Origin of the sequence: Variovorax beijingensis (assembly GCF_007828835.1) — a bacterium.
GTDB classification, from domain to species: Bacteria; Pseudomonadota; Gammaproteobacteria; order Burkholderiales; family Burkholderiaceae_C; genus Variovorax; species Variovorax beijingensis_A.
In genome coordinates, this window is the sequence record NZ_VIVL01000017.1 from 1 (window position 1) to 21,468 (window position 21,468).

20 protein-coding genes are annotated in these 21,468 nt (G+C 67.6%); 14 read left to right on the plus strand and 6 right to left on the minus strand.

Annotated features, from left to right (window positions below):
* From FB547_RS30280 to FB547_RS30295, 4 genes are all read left to right on the plus strand, one after another.
* Nucleotides 1–279: Rieske 2Fe-2S domain-containing protein (locus FB547_RS30280; protein WP_145747323.1), on the plus strand; the 279-nt coding region annotated here is incomplete at its 5' end.
* 14 nt (nucleotides 280–293) lie between these two features.
* On the plus strand, nucleotides 294–1,118 hold the full coding sequence (gene cobA, locus FB547_RS30285) for a uroporphyrinogen-III C-methyltransferase (protein ID WP_029689451.1): 825 nt from the start codon (nucleotides 294–296) through the stop codon (nucleotides 1,116–1,118).
* A gap of 63 nt (nucleotides 1,119–1,181) precedes the next feature.
* Nucleotides 1,182–1,994: a formate/nitrite transporter family protein gene (locus FB547_RS30290; protein WP_025569372.1), complete on the plus strand. Its 813-nt coding sequence runs from the start codon at nucleotides 1,182–1,184 to the stop codon at nucleotides 1,992–1,994.
* Between the two features lie 25 nt (nucleotides 1,995–2,019).
* Nucleotides 2,020–3,753: a bifunctional protein-serine/threonine kinase/phosphatase gene (locus FB547_RS30295; protein ID WP_145747403.1), complete on the plus strand. Its 1,734-nt coding sequence runs from the start codon at nucleotides 2,020–2,022 to the stop codon at nucleotides 3,751–3,753.
* Between the two features lie 28 nt (nucleotides 3,754–3,781).
* Here the strand turns inward: FB547_RS30295 and FB547_RS30300 are convergent, their stop codons facing one another.
* The 3 genes from FB547_RS30300 to FB547_RS30310 form a co-directional block, all read right to left on the minus strand.
* Nucleotides 3,782–7,858, minus strand: coding sequence for an autotransporter outer membrane beta-barrel domain-containing protein (locus FB547_RS30300; protein WP_145747324.1), 4,077 nt, complete (start codon nucleotides 7,856–7,858; stop codon nucleotides 3,782–3,784).
* A 261-nt stretch (nucleotides 7,859–8,119) separates the two neighbouring features.
* Nucleotides 8,120–8,353 carry a hypothetical protein gene (locus FB547_RS30305; protein ID WP_145747325.1) on the minus strand — a complete coding sequence of 78 codons (234 nt, stop codon included), beginning with the start codon at nucleotides 8,351–8,353 and terminating at the stop codon, nucleotides 8,120–8,122.
* Between the two features lie 26 nt (nucleotides 8,354–8,379).
* Nucleotides 8,380–8,640 carry a hypothetical protein gene (locus FB547_RS30310; RefSeq protein ID WP_145747326.1) on the minus strand — a complete coding sequence of 87 codons (261 nt, stop codon included), beginning with the start codon at nucleotides 8,638–8,640 and terminating at the stop codon, nucleotides 8,380–8,382.
* A gap of 282 nt (nucleotides 8,641–8,922) precedes the next feature.
* Here FB547_RS30310 and FB547_RS30315 point away from each other — a divergent pair, with 282 nt between their 5' ends.
* From FB547_RS30315 to FB547_RS30355, 9 genes are all read left to right on the plus strand, one after another.
* The gene (locus FB547_RS30315; protein WP_145747327.1) at nucleotides 8,923–9,333 is read left to right on the plus strand and encodes a type IV pilin protein; all 411 of its coding nucleotides are present in this window, start codon (nucleotides 8,923–8,925) and stop codon (nucleotides 9,331–9,333) included.
* Nucleotides 9,330–9,926, plus strand: coding sequence for a prepilin-type N-terminal cleavage/methylation domain-containing protein (locus tag FB547_RS30320; protein ID WP_186454302.1), 597 nt, complete (start codon nucleotides 9,330–9,332; stop codon nucleotides 9,924–9,926). The genes FB547_RS30315 and FB547_RS30320 overlap by 4 nt, the downstream gene beginning before the upstream one ends.
* A complete protein-coding gene (locus tag FB547_RS30325; protein WP_145747329.1) occupies nucleotides 9,923–11,095 on the plus strand; it encodes a PilW family protein in 1,173 nt (390 codons plus the stop codon). The genes FB547_RS30320 and FB547_RS30325 overlap by 4 nt, the downstream gene beginning before the upstream one ends.
* 2 nt (nucleotides 11,096–11,097) lie before the next feature.
* Entirely contained in the window at nucleotides 11,098–11,652 is a 555-nt protein-coding gene (locus FB547_RS30330; protein ID WP_145747330.1) for a hypothetical protein, read from the plus strand.
* Nucleotides 11,653–11,698: 46 nt separating this feature from the next.
* Entirely contained in the window at nucleotides 11,699–14,797 is a 3,099-nt protein-coding gene (locus FB547_RS30335; protein WP_145747331.1) for a pilus assembly protein, read from the plus strand.
* Nucleotides 14,798–14,811: 14 nt separating this feature from the next.
* A complete protein-coding gene (locus FB547_RS30340; RefSeq protein WP_145747332.1) occupies nucleotides 14,812–15,327 on the plus strand; it encodes a GspH/FimT family protein in 516 nt (171 codons plus the stop codon).
* A gap of 121 nt (nucleotides 15,328–15,448) precedes the next feature.
* Nucleotides 15,449–16,291 carry a DUF6502 family protein gene (locus FB547_RS30345; protein ID WP_145747333.1) on the plus strand — a complete coding sequence of 281 codons (843 nt, stop codon included), beginning with the start codon at nucleotides 15,449–15,451 and terminating at the stop codon, nucleotides 16,289–16,291.
* Nucleotides 16,288–17,679, plus strand: coding sequence for a DUF5666 domain-containing protein (locus tag FB547_RS30350; protein ID WP_145747334.1), 1,392 nt, complete (start codon nucleotides 16,288–16,290; stop codon nucleotides 17,677–17,679). The genes FB547_RS30345 and FB547_RS30350 overlap by 4 nt, the downstream gene beginning before the upstream one ends.
* Nucleotides 17,680–17,774: 95 nt before the next feature.
* Nucleotides 17,775–18,629 (plus strand): L,D-transpeptidase family protein, encoded by an 855-nt coding sequence (locus FB547_RS30355; protein ID WP_145747335.1) that lies wholly within the window; start codon nucleotides 17,775–17,777, stop codon nucleotides 18,627–18,629.
* Here FB547_RS30355 and FB547_RS30360 read toward each other — a convergent pair.
* The gene (locus FB547_RS30360) at nucleotides 18,626–19,210 is read right to left on the minus strand and encodes a hemerythrin domain-containing protein (RefSeq protein WP_145747336.1); all 585 of its coding nucleotides are present in this window, start codon (nucleotides 19,208–19,210) and stop codon (nucleotides 18,626–18,628) included. The two genes, FB547_RS30355 and FB547_RS30360, sit on opposite strands and share 4 nt — an antisense overlap.
* A 190-nt stretch (nucleotides 19,211–19,400) precedes the next feature.
* On the opposite strand from FB547_RS30360, the gene FB547_RS30365 reads away from it, so the two are divergent.
* A complete protein-coding gene (locus tag FB547_RS30365) occupies nucleotides 19,401–19,910 on the plus strand; it encodes a universal stress protein (protein WP_145747337.1) in 510 nt (169 codons plus the stop codon).
* A 23-nt stretch (nucleotides 19,911–19,933) separates the two neighbouring features.
* On the opposite strand, the gene FB547_RS30370 is transcribed toward FB547_RS30365, so the two are convergent.
* Complete coding sequence (locus FB547_RS30370) at nucleotides 19,934–20,155, minus strand: hypothetical protein (RefSeq protein ID WP_145747338.1); 222 nt, start codon at nucleotides 20,153–20,155, stop codon at nucleotides 19,934–19,936.
* Between the two features lie 49 nt (nucleotides 20,156–20,204).
* Nucleotides 20,205–21,392 (minus strand): fatty acid desaturase, encoded by a 1,188-nt coding sequence (locus FB547_RS30375; RefSeq protein WP_145747339.1) that lies wholly within the window; start codon nucleotides 21,390–21,392, stop codon nucleotides 20,205–20,207.
* Nucleotides 21,393–21,468: the final 76 nt, after the last annotated feature.

A 21,468-nucleotide genomic window follows, 5' to 3' on the forward strand; every position in this document is an offset into this window, starting at 1 on the left:
GCGCTGCTCGACCGCTGCCCGCACAAGGGCGGCCCCTTGAGCCAGGGCATCGTGTTCGGCACCAGCGTGGCCTGCCCGCTGCACAACTGGGCCATCGGGCTGCAGGACGGGTGTGCCCAATCGCCCGACGAAGGGTGCACGCCGCGGTTTGCGGTGAAGGTGGCCGAAGGCGTGGTGCATCTGGACTCGAAAGAACTCGCGACGCATGCCGTCGAACTGGAGCGCCCCGTTGCAGGGCCCGCGAACCGCGCCCGCCTGTCCGAAGACACGGCCGCCTGAACCGCCGAGCCACCATGAGCCTCACTCTGACTTCCTCGACGCCTGCGACGCATGTCCGGGCGCCCATGGCACTCGGCCGCTGCACCCTCGTCGGTGCCGGCCCCGGCGATCCCGAACTGCTCACGCTGAAGGCGCTCAGGGCCATCCAGTCGGCCACCGTGCTGCTCGTCGACGACCTGGTCAGCGACGACATCGTCGCCATGGCGGCGCCCGGCGCGCGCGTGATCCAGGTCGGCAAGCGCGGCGGCTGCAAGAGCACGCCGCAAAGTTTCATCGAGCGGCTGATGATCATGGCGGTTCGCGAAGGCGAGCAGGTGGTCCGGCTCAAGGGCGGCGACCCTTTCATCTTCGGACGCGGCGGTGAAGAGGTCGAGCACCTCGCGCAGGCCGGCATCCATGTGGAAGTGGTGAACGGCATCACGGCCGGACTGGCCGGGCTCACTTCGCTCGGCGTGCCGCTCACGCACCGTGCGCATGCGCAGGGCGTGGTGTTCATCACCGGCCACGCCAAGCCCGGATCACCGGGGCCCGACTGGCGCACGCTGGCCGCCACGGCCCATTCGGCGCGCCTCACGCTGGTCATCTACATGGGCGTATCGAGCGCAGGCTCGATCCAGGACGAACTGCTGAGCGGACTGCCGCCGGCCACGCCGATCGTGGTGGTGCAGAACGCCAGCCTGCCTTTGCAGCGGCACGCCGTCGGCACGCTGGCGACGCTGCAGCGCACGATTGCCGACAACGGCCTTGGCAGCCCTTCGATCATCGTGGTCGGCGATGTGCTGCAAGGACTCGCGGCCGCAACTCGCGCGGCGCAGCCCGCGCTGGAGAAGGCCGCCTGAGGCGCAGCCCCCTTCCCTTTTTTTCGTTCAGCCTCCCACTCTTCAATCCCAAAGAAAAAAGCCATGGCCTATCTGCAGCCTTCCGAATTCGTCACCAAGATGGTGGACGCTGGTGAATCCAAGATCTTCATGTCCACGCGCGACACGCTCATCCGCGCCTTCATGGCAGGCGCGATCCTCGCGCTGGCGGCGGTGTTTGCCGTCACCATCAACGTGCAGACCGGCTATTCGATCATCGGCGCGATCCTGTTTCCCGTCGGCTTCTGCATCCTCTACCTGCTCGGCTTCGACCTCCTGACCGGCGTGTTCGTGCTGACGCCGCTCGCGCTGATCGACAAGCGGCCGGGCGTGACCATCGGCGGCGTGCTGCGCAACTGGGGCCTGGTGTTCGTCGGCAATTTCCTCGGCGCCTTCACCGTGGCCGTGCTGATGGCCATCGTCTTCACTTTCGGCTTCACGAGCCCGCCCGACAAGGTCGGCCAGGTGATTGCCACGATCGGCGAGGCGCGCACGCTCGGCTACTCCGCCCATGGCGCTGCGGGCATGCTGACGCTCTTCGTGCGCGGCATGCTGTGCAACTGGATGGTGTCCACCGGCGTGGTGGGTGCGATGATCTCCACTTCGGTGAGCGGCAAGGTGCTGGCCATGTGGATGCCGATCATGGTGTTCTTCTTCATGGTGTTCGAGCACTCGGTCGTCAACATGTTCCTGTTTCCGTCGGCGCTGCTCATGGGCGGCAATTTTTCGATCATGGACTACATCATCTGGAACGAGATCCCGACCGTGCTGGGCAACCTCGTCGGCGGCCTGTCGTTCACCGGCCTGACGCTGTACGCCACGCACGTGCGCACGGCGCCCAAGCGCGTCGTGCGCTGAATCTGCGCGCCGCCGCCGCGTGACGATGCGCCCCGGCCTCGCAGTCTCCATCGGCCAGCACTCCGACAAGGGACGCAAGGAAGCCAACCAGGACTTCCACGGCGCCGCCCTGCCGGAGGCGCCGGGCCGCAGCGCCAAGGGTGTGGCCGTTGCGATTGCCGACGGCATCAGCAGCAGCGACGTGAGCCATGTGGCCAGCGAGTCGGCGGTCAGGAGCTTCCTGACGGATTACTACTGCACCTCCGATGCCTGGAGCGTGAGCCGCTCGGCGCAACGCGTACTCACGGCGGCCAACGCCTGGCTGCACGCGCAGACCCAGAACAGCAGCGGCCGCTTCGACAAGGACCGCGGCTACGTCTGCACCTTCAGCGCGCTGGTCATCAAGTCGACCACGGCGCACGTCTTCCACGTGGGCGACACGCGCGTCTGCCGCTGGCATGCGGAGGCGCTCGAGCAGCTGACGGAAGACCACCGCGTCTCGGTGGCCGGCGGGCACAGCTACCTGAGCCGGGCGCTGGGCGTGGGCCCGCATGTGGAGATCGACTACCAGGCGCTCGCCATCGAGAAAGGCGACGTCTTCCTGCTGACCTCCGACGGCGTCCATGAACACGTGGATGCGGCGGTCATCAGGGCCGCGCTGGAGGCGCACCCCGGCGACCTGGACGCCGCGGCAAGACGCATCGCCGAGGAAGCGTACCGGCGCGGCAGCCCCGACAACCTGACGGTGCAGATCGTGCGCGTCGACGCCCTGCCCGACGGCGACATCAACGAACTGCAGGCGCAGCGCGCGGCACTGCGCCTGCCGCCGATACTCGAAGCGCGCATGCAGTTCGACGGCTACACCATCTTGCGCGACCTGCACCGCAGCAGCCGCAGCCACATCTACCTGGCGGTGGATGACGACACGGGCCGCAGCGTCGTGCTCAAGACGCCATCGGTCGACCTGCAGAACGACGAGGCGCACCTCGACCGCTTCCTGCTCGAGGAATGGGTGGCCCGCCGCATCGACAGCGCGCACGTGCTCAAGCCGCATGTCCCCGAGCGCAAGCGCAACTACCTCTACGTGGCGATGGAGTTCGTCGACGGGCAGACACTCGCGCAATGGATGATCGACAACCCGCGGCCGAGCCTGGAGTCGGTGCGTGGCATCGTGGAGCAGCTGGCCCGGGGGCTGCAGGCCTTCCATCGCATGGAGATGCTGCACCAGGACCTGCGGCCCGAGAACATCATGATCGACCGCACGGGCACGGTGCGGATCATCGACTTCGGCTCGGCCTGGGTGGCGGGCCTGGGCGACAGCACGCTGGCCGATCCGGCCCAGGTGCTGGGCACGGTGCAGTACACGGCGCCCGAATACTTCGTCGGCGATGGCGGCTCGCCTCGGTCCGACCTGTTCTCGCTGGCCGTGATCGTCTACCAGATGCTGACCGGCCGCTTGCCCTACGGCGCGCAGGTGGCGCGCATCCGCACGCGCGCGGACCAGCGCAACCTGCAATACCGCTCGGCGCTCGATGCGCAGCGAGCCATCCCGGCATGGATCGACGAAGTGCTGCGAAAGGCCCTGCACCCCAATCCGCTCAAGCGCCATGAAGCGCTGTCGGAATTCGTCGAGGACCTGCGCCAGCCGCCCCCCGATTTCCTGAACCGGCGCGGCACGCCGCTGCTCGACAAGAACCCGGTGGTCTTCTGGAAATGCGCCACCCTGCTGCTGGGCATGGCGGTGGTGGTGCTGCTCGGCGTGATCAGCCTGCGCAGCTGAGGGAGCGACAGCCGCCCCCTCGGGCCGCTCACCACTTCATCCGCACGCCCAGCGACGCGTTGACCGAGCTCTTCACCTTCGCATCACCGCCCGAGGACCACAGCTTGCCCACTTCGCCGTACAGGCTGGTGGTGCTGCCCAGCGCCAGCGTGAAGCCGCCGGCCAGCTCGGTGCTGGTGCCGCCCGTGGGCGCCACGATGTCGGTGCGCGTGGCGCCGTTCACGAAGCGCGCCACGTCCGCACCGCTCGAGCTCCTGTAGACGTTGAAGCGGCCGTACGGCTGCAGCGTGCCCAGGCCGGTGCCGAACTCGCCCTTCACGCGCAGGCCCGCGCGCGCGATCCAGCCGCTGTCCGCCTCGGGCTCGACCACCGCGCCGACGATCGCCGAGTTGTTCAGGTCCAGGTGCTGGTGGATCAATTGCAGCTGCGGCTCCACGCTCCAGCCGCTCGCCCCGAGCGCGAAGGCCTGGCCCACTTCGACGGACCCCAGCAGGCTGTGGCCCTTGCCCTCCACGCCGCCGCCGAGGTTCGGCTGCACCGTGTAGCGGTGGCGCCCCGACTGCACCACGGCATCGGCATAGAAGCCGCTGTCGCCGCTGTAGGTGCCGTAGATGCCCACGTACTGGCTGCGCAGGTCGTTGCGGCCCACGCGCAGGTTCTGCAGGCCGCTGGCAAAGCCGCTCACCTTGGCATCGCCGTCGAGCTGGCCCACATAGAGGCCGGCGCGCCAGTTGGGCGTGGCCAGCAGGTCGGTGCCGGCCTGCACGCCGGTCAGGCGTCCCTTGCTGGTGGGCGAGACGGTGCCGCCCTGCTGGATGTCGAGGTCGGTGGAGAGCACGCGGGCCCAGGCGCGGCGGCCGGATCCGCCGGCCGGCATGGCGGCCGTGCCTTTCACGTCGTCGTCGCCCACGCGCTTGCGCAGGTCGCCCAGCATCGCGAGGCTGCCCTGGCGCAGCTGGCTCGGCAGCGCGGCATAGAGCGAGGCCTCGGCGCGGTAGGTGGGAACGACCACGGGTGGCGTGGCCGGAGGCGTCACGGGAGTCACGGGATCGACTGGCGGGACCACGTTCGTGGTCGAGCGCAGGTACCAGTTCTCCCCTGCCCCGTTCGCATCGGCGGCATGCAGGCGGTACTCGTAGGCGCCCGCATCCACATGGCTGCCCGCGAGCGAGAAGGCGCTCTTCGTGGTCTGCGCGGTGGTGGTGGCGCCGTTGCGTGCGCTGATCACCTCGATGCCGTTGCCGCTGGTGAGCGCCCCCAGTCCGCTCAAGTTGACGATCTGCACCGTGGTGCTGCCGCTGGCGATGGCGGTGGACCCATCGAGTACCAGCCGGTCGCTCGCGCTGCCATCGGCGCCCAGCGCGGTGCCCAGGCGCAGCACGCCGTTGTTGCCGGCGTAAGGTCCGTTGACGGTCAAGGTGGTGCCCGGCGTGGTGCCGATGAGCGAGACAGTGCCGCTGTTGGCGAGCGAGGCCACGGTCTGGCTGAAGCCCGCGAGGTCCAGCGTGGCGCCGGCCGCCACGCTGTGCGCGGAACTCGCGCTGAAGGTGTTGGCCGCACCGGCGCGCAAGGTGCCCTGGGCCACGTTGGTGGCGCCGGTGTAGGTGTTGGCGCCGGTCAGCGTGAGCGTGCCGCTGCCCTGCTTGGTGATGAAGCCGCCGCCCGTGATGGCGCCGCTGAGCGTTTCGCTGAACGCGCCGGTGTCGATGACGGGGTCGTTGCTCCCGGTCAGCTCGATGGCGTTGGCGATGGTCAGTCCGTCGGCGCTGAAGCCGAGCGTGGTGCCGTCGTCCATCGCCAGCGTGCCGGTGCCCAGCGCCTGGCTGTGGCCCAGGTCGAGGCGGCCCTGCTTCAGCGCGGTGCCGCCGGTGTAAGTGTTGGCGCCGGACAGCGTCAGCGTGCCGGTGCCGACCTTCACCAGCGAGCCGCCGGTGCCGCCGTTCTCGCCGCCGTCCTCGACCGTACCGGCAAACTGCGAATCGCGTCCGCCTGCACCGAGCGAGACTGCATTCGCGCCCAGCAGCAGCCGTCCCTGGCCCGACAACGCCCCGATGCTCAGCGCACCCGTGTGATAGGACGCATCGACGCGGCCATTGCGGTCGTTCACCAGGGTGGCGCTGTCTGCGCTGCTGCTGCCGATGAAATAGGTGACGCCGCCGGAGCGGTTCGTGATGGTGGCGGATCCGGCCGTGCTGCTGTCGTAGAAGCGTGCCTGCCCGCCGTTGTTGTCGATGACGGCGTTGCCCGCCGAGCCGTTCTGGATGAAGAAGGTGGCCGCGCCGCCGCCGTTGTTCACGATGTGTGCGTCGGCCGAGCTGGTCGTTTCGCGAAAGTATGTGAACCCGCTCTGGTTGTTGATGATCGTGGATGTGCCGCCGCTGCTCGTGCCGTAGAAATCCGTGCCGCTGGCGTTGTTGTTGGTAATGAGCGATTGCCCCGCCGTGCTCGCGCCTCGGAAGGTCGTGAAACCGTTCTGGTTCGTGATGGTCAGTGCCTGGGCATCGACCCCGTCCAGGAACTCCAGCGCGCCATTGACCGTGACCGCCCCGCTGCCGAGCGCGCCGGTTGTCGCCGCCTGCAGGAGGCCCGTGCTCACCAGCGTGCCGCCGCTGTAGCTGTTGACGCCGCCGAGCACCAGCGTGCCGGCCCCGGTCTTTTGCAGGCTGCCGCTACCGGAAAGCACACCGTTGAGCCTCAGCGCCTGCGCAGAATCGACCTCGAAAGCCGCACCGCCCGCTCCCAGCGTGACGTTGCGCGTACCGGTGGTCGTTCCGGTGGCGCGCAAGGTGCCGCCGTCCAGCGTGAGCGTGCCGGCCGAGTTGCCGAGGGCGCCGTCGTCGGCAATCACGAGCGTGCCGCCGAGCACGTTCCAGGGCGTCAGCTCGGTGGTGGTGCCGGTCAATGTCCAGGTGCTGGTGCCTGTCTTCTCGTAGCGGTCGAAGCCGCGGTAGGTGGCAGCGGCGAGCGACGTGGTGCCACCGCCCAGCGCGCCGGACAGCCGCAGCAGATTGCCGGTGCCGTTCGCCGTGAGCGTTCCGGTGATCACCGATCCGTTCTGCAGTTCGAGCGAGTTGTCGTTGCCGGTGATGCGCACCGCGTCGCCGCGCGTGGTGCCGTCGCCGGCGAGGCCCCCGGTCAAGGTGCCGGTGTTGACGATGGTGTTCGTGTTGCCGCGGATGCGCAGGCCCGCGCCGCCGATGCCATTGACCGCGCTGCTTCCGCCGGCACCGCCCGCACCTCCCACCAGCGCGCCGGTATTGAGCACCGAGTTGCCACTGGACTCCAGCGCCAGGCCGGCACCGCCTTCGCCGCCGCCCCCGTGCAAGCCGGCAAAGGAGGTGCCGCCATCGCCGCCCCGCCCGCCGGTGGCGGTGCCGCTGTTCGTGACCGTGGCGCCCCCGCCCTGCAGCACCATGCCATCGCCGCCACCGCCGCCGCCGCCAGCCCATTGGCCCGGACTGCCCGCGCCCCCTTGGCCGCCCGTCATCTGTCCCGCGTTGCTGACCGTGGCATTGGCCGCCACCGACTGCAGGCCCGCGCCGCCGCCGCCGCCGCCGCCCGACAGGCGCCCGGCGCCCCCGTTGCCGCCATTGCCACCCAGGAGAATGGTGCCGGACGTTGCCGTGATCGCGGTGTCGCTGGTATACACAGCGGCCCCACCTCCTCCGCCGCCACCGGCCCCGTAGACCGGATCGGGGTCGGCCACGCCGTCGGTTCCCGACGCTCCGCTGACCGAGCCGGTGACGCTGGTTGCGCCCACCGCGCCCCCCGTACCGCCAGCCCCGGCCGCTCCGTTGCCACCGGCACCGCCGGTTCCTGCCGTCGGGGCCTGTCCATTGCTGGTGGGGTACATGCCGATATTGCCGCCCCCCGCCCCGCCGCCATTCCCCACGCCGCCGCGGCCGCCGGTGCCTCCTCCCACCATGGCCGCGCCGCCGCCGGCGGCCTGCGCCCAGGCGCTTCCCGGAAGGTTGGCCAGCGCCAGCAGGCAGGTCGCCGCCGCGACCGTCGAAGAAGCACTCCGCCCGCGCCGGCGTGAAAGCTCCGAAACGGCCACCCAGGTGCCCAGCGCAGCGTTCCAGACGCTGCAATGAATTTTGTTCATGCCCTCGATCCTCGTGTTGATTGGTATTCGCTATGCGGAACCTGTGGCGAAGATCGCGTCAATGCCAAGCCCTCGGAGAGCCCCTCGACGGGAAAATGCCGAGGCTATTGAAACAATAGTTGACATATGAAGACACTTCTTCACAACTCCAGGCTTTATGCCAGAGTGCGTGTCTTCTTTCAACTGGGGGGCGGCAAGCAGGCGTGCGCCACCGGCATCGTGGAGCCGGCGGCGCGACGGAGGAAAAGGGGACGCCGAGACCTATCGCTTGGCGTCGGGGTCGCGGCCTTCCTGGGCCTTGTCCTGCGGGGCCTTCGGGAGCTTGACCTTGGTCACGGTGACGGACACCGGGTCGCTCGCGGGAAAGGATTCCTCGACCCCGCTGTCCAGGGCCTCCTCGCTCGGCGCCTGTTCAGTCGGCTTGGCGGGCTCGACCGGCGGTTTGCCGTGGTTCTTGGAGGTGGGAAAGGGAAAGGCTTTTTCCGAAGAAGTCATCTTGGGCTCCTCAGCCATCCAAGCGCTCAGGGCTTGGACGGCTCCTGGTTGGTCTTGGGCCGGAGGTCTTCCCGCAGCCCGAAGGCTGCGGAATCGTCGTGGCGCGAGGCCTCCGCGTCCTTGCGCTTGCGCGCCATGCCTTCGGCTGGCACCGGTGCCGAGTCGGGCTCGCCGGCGGCCGAGGAACTGCCCGCGAACTTTTCGCCCGCGCCGATGTTGTCCACGCCGCCATCCGTGGTGGGCCGCGATCCGTCGCCTGAACCGAGGCTTCGGGGTGCTCTGGTCATGTGGATCGACTCCTCTCTGTTCGCCTTGGGAACACACGTTGGTACGAACCCATTCTGGGAGGTACCCCGGTCCCGCACGTAGGACGAGGCCAGCGTCCCTCAGTCGGAAGCTTCCTCGCCCCGGCGCCGCCGTTGCATTGTTGAATGTTGCTGAAGTGTTTCGTTAAAGGCGCAACACCTTGCCGACGGCGCTCGAATGGATCAGCATCGAATGCCCCCTATTCACATTTGTATGTGATAAATTCACATAAATAACATCGTGAAACATTGATGGCCAGCTGAATGAAAAAGCACTCGTTCCCGCGCAAACGCAATGGCTTCACATTGATCGAATTGATGATCACGGTGGCGATCATTGCCATCCTGGCGTCCATCGCGTATCCCAGCTATCAGCAATACATTGTCCGATCCAAGCGCTCTGCGGCGCAGGCGCAGATGATGGACATCGCCAACCGGCAACAGCAATTTCTGCTGGCCAACCGCAGGTACGCCACCAAGGACGCCCTCACGGCCAGCGGCTACACGCTGCCCGCGGAGGTTGCGGCCAACTACGGCTACACCATCACACTGCAGGACTCCAGCACGGAGGTGCCCAGTTTTCTCCTGACCTTCAGTCCCACGGGAAGCCAGCAGAGAGATGGCGACCTCACGCTCAACAACCAGGGCGTCAAGACGCCGGCGGGCAAGTGGTGAAGCGCCGCTCACCCGACGCATCCCACGCACGCGCCCAGCGCGGTGCCACGCTGCTCGAGGTGCTGGTCACGCTGCTGATCGTCTCGTTCGGGCTTTTCGGGCTCGTGGGCCTGCAGGCGCGGCTCCAGTCGTCGGAGATGGAGTCCTACCAGCGCTCGCAGGCGCTGATCCTGCTCAACGACATGGCCAGCCGCATCGAGACCAACCGTCGCATGGCCTCCAGCTACGTCACGACCGCGCCGCTGGGCGCGGGAGCCACTTGCCCGACAGCCACCGCCACGCGCTTGCAAGTCGACGTGAAGGAGTGGTGTAACAGCCTGCAGGGCGCGGCCGAAACGTCAAGCGGCACCAAGCTCGGCGCGATGATCGGCGGCCGCGGCTGCGTGCAGGACCTGGGCAACAACGAGTACCTGATCACGGTCGCCTGGCAAGGCCTGGTGCCTACTGCCGCGCCGCCCGAGGGCGTGCCCTGCGGCAAGGACATGTACGACGCGGCCGCCCCGGCCTCGGCCAGCGAACCGGCACCGGCCTGTTCCAGCGACAGGTGCCGCAGGACCGTGACGACGCTGGTGCGCATCGGGAATCTCTCATGAGCCGGGTCCGCTTGGCGACCGCGGTTCAGCGCCCTGCCCGGCTTGCGCGCGTCTCGCTGCGCCAGCGGGGGCTGACGCTGATCGAGCTGATGGTGGCGATCACCATCATGCTGATCGTCGTGGCTGCGCTGCTTGCGCTGTTCCTCAACGTGAACAACACGCAGCGCGAAATGGTCAGGGTCAATCGCCAGATGGAGAGCGGCCGCCTCAGCATCTTCGTGCTGGAGAACGAGATCTCGCACGCCGGCTTCTGGGAAAACTACATGCCCGAGTTCGACGACCTCACGGTCACCACGGCGCCCCAGAAAGTGCCCACGGGCACGGCGCCCGATCCGTGCCTGGCCTACACGGCGGCCAACTGGACCGACGACTACAAGCGCAGCCTGCTCGACATGCCCGTGCAGGCCTATGACGCGGTGCCAGCCTCTTGCGCGACGCTGCTCGCGAACCAGAAGGCCGGCACCGACGTGCTGGTGGTGCGCCATGCCGAGACCTGCCTGCCGGGCGCACCGAACTGCGAAGCCGACACGCTCGGCAAGCTGTACTTCCAGTCGTCGTTCTGCGGCACGCAGAAGCCTTCTGACTTCGACCTCAGCACGGCCGGCTTCGCCACCATGCTGGCCAAGAACTGCACCGCGCCGGCGCCCAAGCGGAAGTTCATCTCCGACATCTACTACGTGCGCACCTACGCCGAGACCGTGGGCGACGGCATTCCCACACTGGCGCGCTCGCGCTTCGACCTTGGAGCCACGGGACTGGCGCAGCAGCCGCCGGTGCCGCTGATCGAGGGCATCGAAGGCTTCCGCGTGGAGCTGGGCCTGGACACCGCGAGCAAGACCGGCGCGCTGGTGAACTACGCCCAGGCCATCAACTGGGCCGACTCGGCCAACAGGTCCACGCCCACCAATCGCGGCGACGGAAGCCCCGACGGCGACTTCGTGCACTGCAACACGGCCTCGCCCTGCACGGCCGACCAGCTGATCAACGTGGCGGCAGTCAAGCTCTACGTGGTCGCCCGCAGCCTGGAGATTTCGCCGGGCCACACCGACACGCGCACCTACAACCTGGGAAGCGGAACGCTCGGCCCCTTCAACGACCATTACAAGCGGCATGCGTTCACCACCGCGATCCGCATGACCAATGTGACAGGCCGCAGGGAAACGCCGTGAAGATGCCATCGACACATTCCGTGCGCCGGCAGGCCGGTGCGGCACTGATCGTCGGGCTGATCATGCTGCTTCTGATCACGCTGGCTGTGACGGCGGGGTTCACGCTCAGCAACACCAACCTCAAGTCGGTGGGCAACATGCAGAACCGCAACGAGGCCGTGGCCGCTTCGAACCGGGCGATCGAGGAAGTGGCCGCCTCGCTGCTGCTGCCGGGCGTCGATGGCTCGCCTTCGCTTACGGCGCCCCAGGGCACCGTGAGCCTGGTGGACATCAACAACGACGGCACGATCGACTATCGGGTGCAGATTGCACCACCCACCTGCGTGCGCGCCACCAAGTCGACCGGCACCGGCGGCGGTGGCGCCGTCGGGCCTGGCGGCATCGGCGGCGGGGCATCCACTACCGGCTCGGGGCTCAACGCCGTACCCGACCAATACAACTCGGTGTGGGACATCAGCACCAGCGTGACGGATGCCGCCAGCGGCACGGTCACTTCGGTCCGCCAGGGCGTGCGCGCGTTGCTGAGCAAGGAACAGTTCCTGGCGCTGTGCTCCTAGCAAAGCGCCTCCCCCGAATGATCACGACGATGAACGGATCGCCACCATGAAAAAGAACTTCTTCCGATCGCTTTGCGCCACTGCGATGCTGATGCTCGGCCTGGGCTCGGCCCAGGCGGAAGACATCGATCTGTTCGTCGGCTACAACCAGACCACGACATCCGCGCCGAACGTGCTGTTCGTGGTGGACAACACGGCCAACTGGACGCCGCTATTTGCCGCCGAGATGAACGCCCTGTCCAACGCCTTCAAGAGCCTGCCCAAGGGCAAGTTCAAGGTCGGGCTGATGATGTTCAGCGAGACGGGCGGTGGCAACTCAAACATCGATGGTGCCTACCTGCGCGCCGGCGTGCGCCTGCTGGACAACAGCAGCGCGGACAAATACGCGGCGCTGATCGACAGCCTGAACGTGAATGGCGACAAGTCCAACGGCGGCAAGGCCGGCAAGATGATGGCGGAGGTGTACCGCTACCTGAGCAGCGGCGCGCCCTTGGGCGGCAACAACAAGGCAAAGGCCGACTACGCGGGCAATGTCTTCGGAACCGTTGAATCCAAGGCGATCTACGCATTGCCTGGCAACCCTCTGGCAGCAATCAACAGCAGCACCTATCTCGGTCCGAGCACCGCCAATTGCGCCAGAACCTATGTCATCTACATCAGCAACGGGGCCGCGCAGGACAACAGCAGCGACACCACGATTTCCCTCAATGCATTGCGCACCGCCGGGGGCGACACGAGCACAATCACGCTGAACCCGAGCGGCTCGCAGGACAACACGGCCGACGAATGGGCCAGGTTCCTGAAGACCAGCATGGGCGTCAACGTCTACACCATCGAAGCGGCCACGGCCACGGGAGGCCAGGGACCGGGCTGGACCGCCTTGCTCCAGAGCATGGCCAAGGTCAGTGAAGGCGGGTACTACGACGTCCATGCGGAGGCCAATCTGGGCACAGCGCTGGCTGGCGCCTTCGACGACATCTTCAGCAAGATCCAGTCCGTCAATAGCGTGTTCTCGTCGGTGAGCCTGCCCGTGAGCGTGAATACGCAGGGAACCTACCTGAACCAGGTGTTCGTCGGCATGTTCCGCCCTGACGATTCCGCCTATCCCCGCTGGAACGGCAATCTCAAGCAGTACAAGCTCGGGGTGAACCCCCAGACCAAGCAACTGGTCCTGCAGGACGCGGACAGCGTTGATGCTGTCAACAAGGAAACCGGCTTCATCACGCCGTGCGCACGAAGTTTCTGGACTCCGACCCAGCTCAACAACTATTGGAGCTTCAATCCTTCCGGCGACTGCATACGCACCGACCCGATCACCAACCTGCCCGTCAGCGGACTTGCAGCTTCGGACACTCCCGACGGCAACGTGGTCGAAAAAGGCGCGCAGGGCTACATGCTGCGGCAGGTGCTCACCGCCGACCGCAATGTCAAGACCTGTGCGCCGGGTGCTTGCTCGGCCCTGACGAGCTTCGTCGACGGCAATGCGAGCATCACGTCGACGGCGCTGGGTGCACAGACCACCACCGAACGAACCGCGCTGATCAACTGGCTCCGCGGCCTCGACAACAAGGGCGACGAACGCAAGGACGCTGCCGGGAACCCCTTGACTTCCACCACCGCGATGCGCCCCTCGGTGCACGGCGACGTGGTGCATTCGCGGCCGGTGGCGATCAACTACGGCACCGACGCAGCGCCACAGGTGGTGGTGTTCTACGGTGCCAACGACGGCGTGCTGCGCGCAGTCAACGGCAACCAGGCCGGTTCGATCGGATCGGCGGCGCCTGGCAGCGAGCTGTGGTCCTTCGTGCCGCCCGAGTTCTACGGCAGCATCAAGCGGCTCTACGACAACACGACGCGCATCAATTTCCCCGGCGTGCCCGTCAGCGTGGGCACCACCGCACCCAAGCCCTACGGCATGGACGGCCCGATGGCAGCCTACCGCCAAGGCACCTCGGCCTGGCTCTATGCGAGCATGCGCCGCGGCGGCCGTCTGATCTATGCTTTTGACGTGTCCAACCCGGCGGCACCCAGCCTCAAGTGGCGCCGCGGCTGCCCCAACCAGGACAACGACACCGGCTGCGACACCGGCATGAGCGGCATCGGCCAGACCTGGTCGGCGCCGAAGATCGTGAAGGCCAGCGGCTACGGCGCCGGCAGCACGCCCATCGTGATGTTCGGCGGCGGCTACGACAAGTGCGAGGACGTCGACGCCACCACGGCGGCCAGCGCCTGCGGCACGGCCACCAAGGGCAACAAGATCTATGTGCTCGACGCGAGCACGGGCGACGTCCTGAAGACCTTCGACACCGTGCGCGCAGTCAGCGGCGAGGTCACCATCGTGAACGACGGCACCGGCCTCGCCAGGTTCGCCTATGCGGCCGACCTGGGCGGCAACGTCTACCGGATCACCATCGGAGCCAGTGCACCCGCCGGCTGGGAGCTGGCCAAGATCGCTTCGCTCGGGTGCGACGACCCCGCGACCTCCTGCACGCCCAACCGCAAGTTCATGTTCGGCCCCGACGTGGTCGAGGACAACGGCATGTACGTGCTGCTGCTGGGCTCGGGCGACCGCGAGAAGCCGCTGCGCTCCTACGCTGCCGCACTCAGCGTTGCCAACCGCTTCTATATGCTGGTGGACAAGCCCTCAGATACCACCTGGCTCACCACCGAAGCCACCCGTTGCAACGGCATCTCCGTGCTGTGCCAGGGCTCCCTGTTCGCCATCACGGGCAACACGACGCCGTCGGCGACCGAGCTCGCGGCCAAGAAGGGCTGGTACCTCGCGCTTGCGGCCGGCGAGCAGGTGGTGACTTCATCGGTCACAGCCTATGGCACCACGACATTCAACACCCACACGCCGACCGACTCCAGCGTGACCCAGTCGTGCCGGGCAAACCTGGGCACCGCCAACGTGTACAACCTGTCATACCTCGACGCGACGGGGCAGAACGGCGCGCGCTTCCAGAACGTGGTTGGGGGCGGCCTCGCGCCCTCGCCCGTGGTCGGCCGCGTGATGGTGGGCGACACCTTCCGCGACGTGGTGATCGGCGCCAACCCCGATTCGTTCCTGAGCCCGAAGGGCGCCACGGTCAAGGCCGCCTTCAAGCAGCCCAAGGGCCGGGTCTACTGGTTCATCCAGAAGTAAAAGAGGAAAAAGGGATGGCCATGCCCGGCACGCGCGCCCGCGGTTTCACGCTCATCGAGCTGATGGTCACCCTCGTGGTGCTGATCGTGCTGGTGTCGGTGGCGGTTCCCTCGTTCGATTACATACGGCTTTCGACCCGGCTGAATTCCTATGCAACCGATCTCGTCGCCGGCAGCCAGCTTGCGCGTAGCGAGGCCATCAAGCGCAACGCGCCCGTCACGCTGTGCGCTTCGTCCAACGGCACCAGCTGCGCCACCGACGGGCAATGGGAGGCCGGCTGGATCGTCATCAGCAGCGGTGCGACGCCCACGGTGATCCAGAAGCAGCCCGCGGCCGCCAGCGGCTACCGCATCCGCGACAGCGGCGGCCTCAGCGCGCTCGCCTTCGAGGGCACCGGCGTCGGCGCCACCGCGGCCAACTTCACGATCTGCCGGGCTACCCCCCTGGGTACCCCGAAGCGGCTGGTCAAGATCAGCGCCACCGGCCGTTCCTCGGTCACGCGGACCGATGCAGGAGGCTGCGCCGCATGAATGAGGTCTTTTTTGTGCGATCCTCGGCGACGCGGACAATAGTGCACTGATCGACGGCCCCGGGGCCCTTCAGTCCCTGCCGCCGCACCGCAATCGCATCAGAAGAAACGCTTCATTTTTCATGGAACACCAGCTCGACTGGGCACTGGCCGCCTGCGCCCGCATCCTGCGGCCGGTGGTCAGGCTCGCCCTGGCGATGGGGGTCAAGCACCCGCACCTGGAAGTCCTGCTGCGCGACCTGCTGCTCGAGGAGGCCAAGCGCTCCTGGCGCCAGCAGGGGGTGGCAAAGCCCAACATCAGCCAGCTGTCGGTCACCACCGGGCTCAACCGCAAGGCCGTGACGGCCAAGGTCCGCGACACCGTGGACGCCCTGCCCCACACCGAGATCTCCGCCGCTGCCAAGACCTTCACGCTGTGGCTGCAGATGGTGTCGGAGAACCAGTCCTTCCAGCGCTTGCCGATCACCTCCGAGGGCGACGATGCGCCCTCCTTCGAAACCGTGGCCAGGCTCGGCAGCCGCGGCAACGTGCACCATCGGACCATCCTCGACGAGTTGGTGCGCCTGAACATGGTGGCCGAACAGGACGGCTACGCCGAACTCAAGGCCAACGGCTTCGTGCCGGTGGACGACCTGCAGTCGATGCTGGCATTCCTTGGCGACAACGGCCGCGACCACCTGCTGGCGGCGGTGTCCAACACGCTGGGCGAAGAGCCCCGCATGCTCGAACGCTCCGTATATGCGCGCGGCCTCGGCCTGCAGGATTGCGAAAATATCCACCAGGTGGTGCGCGACCGCTGGGCGGCCCTGCACCTGGAACTGGCGGGCGAGATGAACCGCGCGGTCGACCGGGCGCCCGAAGGCGCCACGGGGCGCATGCGCGTCGGGATCTATACCTACTATGAAGACGAGGCGGCGCCGGGCGCGCCTCCCGTCCCCGCCCAGCGGGACAAAGGAACACGATGAAGAACCACTACCGATGGATGCGCGGCATCCTCTTTGCCGGGGCCATGGCCTTGCTGCTCTCGTGCGGGGGCGGCGGCAGTGGCGGTGGCGGTTCGGCAGGCAGCCTGGGCGGCATCGCCGGTAGCGGCGCGACGGGCTCTGGAAGCGATGGCGCGGGCACGGGAGGCGGTGGAAACGATGGCTCCGGCAGTACGGGCGGCACGGGTAGCGCAGGCGGCTCCGACGGCACGAGCACCGCAGGCAACGGCAGCGACGACGGTTCTGGCGTGGGCTCGGGCGGCACGGGCGTGAGCACCGCCGACGCCACCGGCATCGGCTCCGTCGGCGGGCTGGGCAGCATCATCCTGAATGGCGTGCGCTACAACACGGACGCCGCGGCCTTCAGCGTCGAGGACGCCACGAGCGCCAGTGCCAATCCCGCTGAACTCCTGCAGATCGGCATGAGCGTGCGCATTGCCGGCAAGATCGACAGCGAATTCACCGCAGCCACGGCGCAACAGGTCGATTCGGCTGCCGAGCTGCGCGGTGCCGTGTCGGCCATCGATGCCGGGGCCGGCAGCTTCGCCGTGATGGGCACCACGGTCACCATCGACAACGCCACCATCTGGAGCGGCGCGAACAGCCTGGCCGAGGTCGCGATCGGCAGCGTGGTGCAGGTCTGGGGCCTGCCCTCGGCGCCGGGCACCTTGCGTGCCACGCGCGTCGAACTGAAGCCGACGTCGCCCGAGCCGCTGGTGACCGGTGTCGTGCAGAACCTGGACCGGATCGGACAGCGCTTCACGCTGGGCCTGCTCACGGTCCGGTACGGCAGCGCCGCGTTCTCGGGCGGCATCGACCTCTCCACGCTGGCCGATGGCGCCATCGTCCGCGTGCGCGGCAGCGCTGCATCGGTTGCAGACGTCTTCACTGCAACCAAGGTGCAGGGCTGGTATGCGGTGCCAACGCAGAACGCCGCCGCGGTGCAACTGGCGGGTGTCATCACAAACTACGGCGGGCTCAATGCCTTCAAGGTGCTGGGCACGGCCGTCGATGCGTCCAATGCCATCGTCACGGGCGGCCCGGTGAGTTCGATCGGCGACGGCGTCAAGGTGGAACTCGACGGCTTCATGACCAACGGCGTGCTGGTGGTGAAGAAGCTGCGCATCCGCTATATCCCCGGCACGGGCGGGCCGGTCGCCTTCACGCTGATCGGCGCCATCGGCGACTACCAGTCGCCTTCGAGTTTCGTGGTGAAGGGGCAGCGCGTGGATGCGAGTGGCCTCACAAATGACGATTTCAAAAACGGCAGCGCCGCCGACCTGGCCAACGGCCGCCGCGTCACGGTGGTCGGCAACGCGGTGGTGGATGGCGTGCTGACCGCGCAGACCGTCACGTTCCTGACGCCCTGAACAGACCGCCCCGGGGCCGCACACCCCGGGAACTCGCGCAGGCCTCCGGGGTACCAACCTGCCAGGGCCGGCGCAGCTCGCCTGCCCTGGCAGGTATGAAAGAAGCGGGAGCACAAAAGAGCACGGGCGCCAGGCTGCGCCGCATCGCCCGGGCGCTCGTCTTTGCGGCGCTTGCAGTCGCGCTCGCCACCTGCTGGGCCGATCCGGCGCGGCTGCGCCAGGCTTTCACGGAACAGGTCGATCGCCGCCTCGAGCCGCCGCCGGAAGAAGCGCAGCGTTACGGCCATCTCGCGCGCGATGAACTCCAGCGCGCAGGCATTGCCGAGGAGCCGTCCCAGTACGCGCTGCTGGTGGACCGCAGCGCCTCGGTCCAGGCCATCTTCGTCTTCTGGCTGCCGGCCGGTGCTGCGCCGGTGCTGGTCGGTGCAGCGCCGGTATCGACCGGGCGCCCCGGCGGATTCGAATACTTCGAGACGCCGCTCGGCGTGTTCGAGCACTCGGTGGCAAACCACGATTTCCGCGCGGAGGGCTCGCGCAACGAATTCGGCATTCGCGGCTATGGCGAAAAGGGAATGCGCGTGTTCGATTTCGGCTGGCAGCAGGCACGGCGCCTGTGGGGCCGGGGCGGCACGAGCACGATGCGGCTGCAGATGCATGCCACCGATCCCGACCGGCTCGAACCGCGGCTGGGCAGCGTGCAGTCGAAGGGCTGCATCCGCATTCCGGCCAGCCTGAACCGCTTCCTCGACCGCCTGGGCGTGCTCGATGCCGACTACCTCAGGGCCAAGGCCGAGGGCAGCGCACCGTGGGTGCTGCCGCCGGACCAGGCGCCGGTCGAAGGCGCTGGGCGCTATCTCATCGTGGTCGACAGCGGCCGCTCCGAACGGCCCGCCTGGTCGCCACCGCCGAAGCCCGGCACACCGCCCGCCGGCGCGGACTCCGCGCCCTAGGCCGCGGGGCCCAGCCCGATCGGCGCCGGCACGATGTTCACGATGCGGGTGAAAAGCGACTCGTACTCCCGCTCCGGCCGGTAGCCGGTGAGCGGATCGCGGTTGCGGCCGAACGCCTCGTCGAGTTCGCGCCAGTCCTCGGGGGTCAGCACCTTCTCGGCGAGCGGAAGGATCTCGCGCTCCTCGATCGCCATGTGGTTGAGGTAGAAGTCGACGTATTGCTCCATCGCGCTTTCGAAGGCCGCCCGCCGCGAGTCGCCCAGCATCTCGAAGGCCAGCATCGCGTGCTCCACGTTGCGGATCTTCCGCTCGCCCCAGGCATGGTCGTTGTCGAGCCGGTCCATCAGTTCGCGCGAGATCGGCGTGCGGGCGCGCAGCTTGGGGAACAGCAGCTCGCTCTCCTTGCGGTGGTGCCGCTTTTCCGGGAATTCGTCCACATAGAACAGCATGGCGCGCAAGGCCGCGAAGTCGGGCGGGGTTCCCTTGCGGCGGTGCTGTTCGAGCAGCATGATGATGGAGCGCAGCATGGCGGCGAGCGCCGCATGCTCCTGGCGAATGATGCGAACGGTGGCGTGGGTCATGGAATGGCTCCTGTGCGTACCCGAGGATCGCGGGTCCGGGCCCGCACAGGGTTGCTGCAGATCAAATGCCGTGCATGCCGTTCGATGCCTTTCGCCTGCGACGACGCTTTCGCTTGATCCGCATCAAGCCGCGCCTCGCACCGGCCCGGACACTGGCCGCATACCCACCTCAAAGCAAAGCGAGGACACCATGTACCAGCGAATTCTTGTTCCTGTCGATGGAAGTTCGACATCCAGCCACGGCCTGGGCGAAGCGATTCGCCTGGCCAAGGTCACCGCGGGGCGTCTGCGCCTGATCCACGTCATCGACGAGCTCTCCTTTGCCCTGGCGATGGACGCCTACTCGGGCCGGACGGGCGACTGGCTCAACGAGCTGCGCGCAGCCGCCACCAAGCTGCTCGAGGAAGGCAAGGCAAGGGCCGCCGCCGAAGGCGTCGAGGCCGACTCGGTGCTGTGCGACAACTTCAGGGGGGCCGTTCCGGACCGGGTTACGGCCGAGGCGGCTTCATGGCCCGCCGACCTGATCGTGCTCGGGACGCACGGCCGGCGCGGCCTCGGCCGCATGGTGATGGGCAGCAGCGCGGAGCAGATCCTGCGCAGCGCGAGCGTTCCGGTGCTGCTGGTGCGCGCGCCCGAATCGCACGCCAAGGCGGAAGCGGCGCGCTTCACGATGCCGAGCGGCGCTTTGGCGAGCCAGTAACCCGGCCGGCCGCGCTGTGCGGCCTACCCGTCAAGCGGCACGCCGCCGCCGAAACGGCTGGTCCACTGGTCCAGCAGCTCCTGCTGAACGGCCTTGGCCGACTGCTGCCAGGCGGCCAGCATTCCCCACTGGATCTGCTGCGCCTGCAGCACGCTTGCGCCGCAGGCCGCCTGCCAGTCGAGCAGGGAGCGAAAATAGGCATCGGTCCATGCCGATGCCGGAGTCGCGGAAAGCTTGCTGTCCATGCTGTTCTCCTGTGTTGTCGGGAAACGAAATCGTGCGGGTCGGGCCAGGTCAGGCGTAGGAACGCAGGCGCTTCGAGAATTCGGCCAGGGGCGCGATGCCGCTGGCCTCCGCGCGCTGGCACCAGTCCTGCAATTGCCCGACAAGCTGTTCGCCCGTTGCGGCGGAACGGCTCCACAACGCCGTCAGCTCCCTGCGCATCGAGTACATCGTATCGAGCGCGCGCGATCCGCGCAAAGCCAGCGCAAGCCGCATGCGCCGCGATTCATCGAGCATGCGCTCGTCCTTGGCCAGCCAGTGCCTCACGGCCCGCAGCGAATGAGCCTCGCGCGGCGACAGGCGGCGCAGCCGGCCGAACTCTTCGGCATAGGCCTGCTTCAGGGAACGCGCATAGCTCGAGAGCACGTCGTAGTGGCACCGGATGACCGCCTGCACGGTTTCCAGGTCGACGGCCGGCTTGGGCGCCGCGAGCCGCGGCGTCGGCGCCACGTGCTTCACGGTGGCAAGGCCGAGCGCCTGCAGCGCGCGGATGTACAGCCAGCCCACATCGAATTCGTACCACTTGCACGACAGCCTGGCCGAAGTGGGAAAAGCGTGATGGTTGTTGTGAAGCTCCTCCCCGCCGATCAGGATGCCGATCGGCGAGATGTTCGTGCTCGCGTCGGGCGCTGGCCAGTTGCGATAGCCCCAATAGTGGCCGATGCCGTTGACCACGCCGGCGGCCCAGAACGGGATCCACGCGATCTGCGCGAGAAGAATCAACCCACCCGGCACCACCCCGAAGAGCACCATGTCCACGATGCCCATCAGCACGATGCCGAGAATCTTGTGGCGCGAATACAGCCTGCGCTCGATCCAGTCGTCCGGCGTGCCGTGGCCGTAGCGCGCAATGGTTTCCGGCTTGTCGCTCTCGCGGATGTAGAGGAAGACACCGCCCCACAGCACCCGGTTGATGCCCAGCACCTGCGGGCTGTGCGGGTCTTCGGGGGTGTCGCACCTGGCGTGGTGCTTGCGGTGCACGGCGGCCCATTCCTTCGTCACCATGCCCGTGGTCAGCCAGAGCCAGAAGCGGAAGAAATGGCTCGTCGCGGGATGCAGCTCGAGCGCGCGATGCGCCTGGTGGCGGTGCAGGAAGATGGTGACCGAGGCGATGGTGACGTGGGTCAGCGCGAGCGCCACGAGCACGGCGCCCCACCATGGAAGATCGAAGACGCCGGAGAAGAGTACGGACTGCTGCATTTGCACCTCTTGGACAACCGCGGCATTCTGCAAAGCGCCCGATGCCCGGGCCTTGATCTGGCGCAAGCCGGCCGCG

Excerpts from the sequence above, each read along its gene's own strand:
- cobA (WP_029689451.1), top strand. The coding sequence starts at position 294 with ATGAGCCTCACTCTGACTTCCTCGACGCCTGCGACGCATGTCCGGGCG.
- FB547_RS30290 (WP_025569372.1), top strand. The coding sequence starts at position 1,182 with ATGGCCTATCTGCAGCCTTCCGAATTCGTCACCAAGATGGTGGACGCT.
- FB547_RS30295 (WP_145747403.1), top strand. The coding sequence starts at position 2,020 with ATGCGCCCCGGCCTCGCAGTCTCCATCGGCCAGCACTCCGACAAGGGA.
- FB547_RS30300 (WP_145747324.1), bottom strand. The coding sequence starts at position 7,858 with ATGAACAAAATTCATTGCAGCGTCTGGAACGCTGCGCTGGGCACCTGG.
- FB547_RS30305 (WP_145747325.1), bottom strand. The coding sequence starts at position 8,353 with ATGACTTCTTCGGAAAAAGCCTTTCCCTTTCCCACCTCCAAGAACCAC.
- FB547_RS30310 (WP_145747326.1), bottom strand. The coding sequence starts at position 8,640 with ATGACCAGAGCACCCCGAAGCCTCGGTTCAGGCGACGGATCGCGGCCC.
- FB547_RS30315 (WP_145747327.1), top strand. The coding sequence starts at position 8,923 with ATGAAAAAGCACTCGTTCCCGCGCAAACGCAATGGCTTCACATTGATC.
- FB547_RS30325 (WP_145747329.1), top strand. The coding sequence starts at position 9,923 with ATGAGCCGGGTCCGCTTGGCGACCGCGGTTCAGCGCCCTGCCCGGCTT.
- FB547_RS30330 (WP_145747330.1), top strand. The coding sequence starts at position 11,098 with ATGCCATCGACACATTCCGTGCGCCGGCAGGCCGGTGCGGCACTGATC.
- FB547_RS30335 (WP_145747331.1), top strand. The coding sequence starts at position 11,699 with ATGAAAAAGAACTTCTTCCGATCGCTTTGCGCCACTGCGATGCTGATG.
- FB547_RS30340 (WP_145747332.1), top strand. The coding sequence starts at position 14,812 with ATGGCCATGCCCGGCACGCGCGCCCGCGGTTTCACGCTCATCGAGCTG.
- FB547_RS30345 (WP_145747333.1), top strand. The coding sequence starts at position 15,449 with ATGGAACACCAGCTCGACTGGGCACTGGCCGCCTGCGCCCGCATCCTG.
- FB547_RS30350 (WP_145747334.1), top strand. The coding sequence starts at position 16,288 with ATGAAGAACCACTACCGATGGATGCGCGGCATCCTCTTTGCCGGGGCC.
- FB547_RS30355 (WP_145747335.1), top strand. The coding sequence starts at position 17,775 with ATGAAAGAAGCGGGAGCACAAAAGAGCACGGGCGCCAGGCTGCGCCGC.
- FB547_RS30360 (WP_145747336.1), bottom strand. The coding sequence starts at position 19,210 with ATGACCCACGCCACCGTTCGCATCATTCGCCAGGAGCATGCGGCGCTC.
- FB547_RS30365 (WP_145747337.1), top strand. The coding sequence starts at position 19,401 with ATGTACCAGCGAATTCTTGTTCCTGTCGATGGAAGTTCGACATCCAGC.
- FB547_RS30370 (WP_145747338.1), bottom strand. The coding sequence starts at position 20,155 with ATGGACAGCAAGCTTTCCGCGACTCCGGCATCGGCATGGACCGATGCC.
- FB547_RS30375 (WP_145747339.1), bottom strand. The coding sequence starts at position 21,392 with ATGCAGCAGTCCGTACTCTTCTCCGGCGTCTTCGATCTTCCATGGTGG.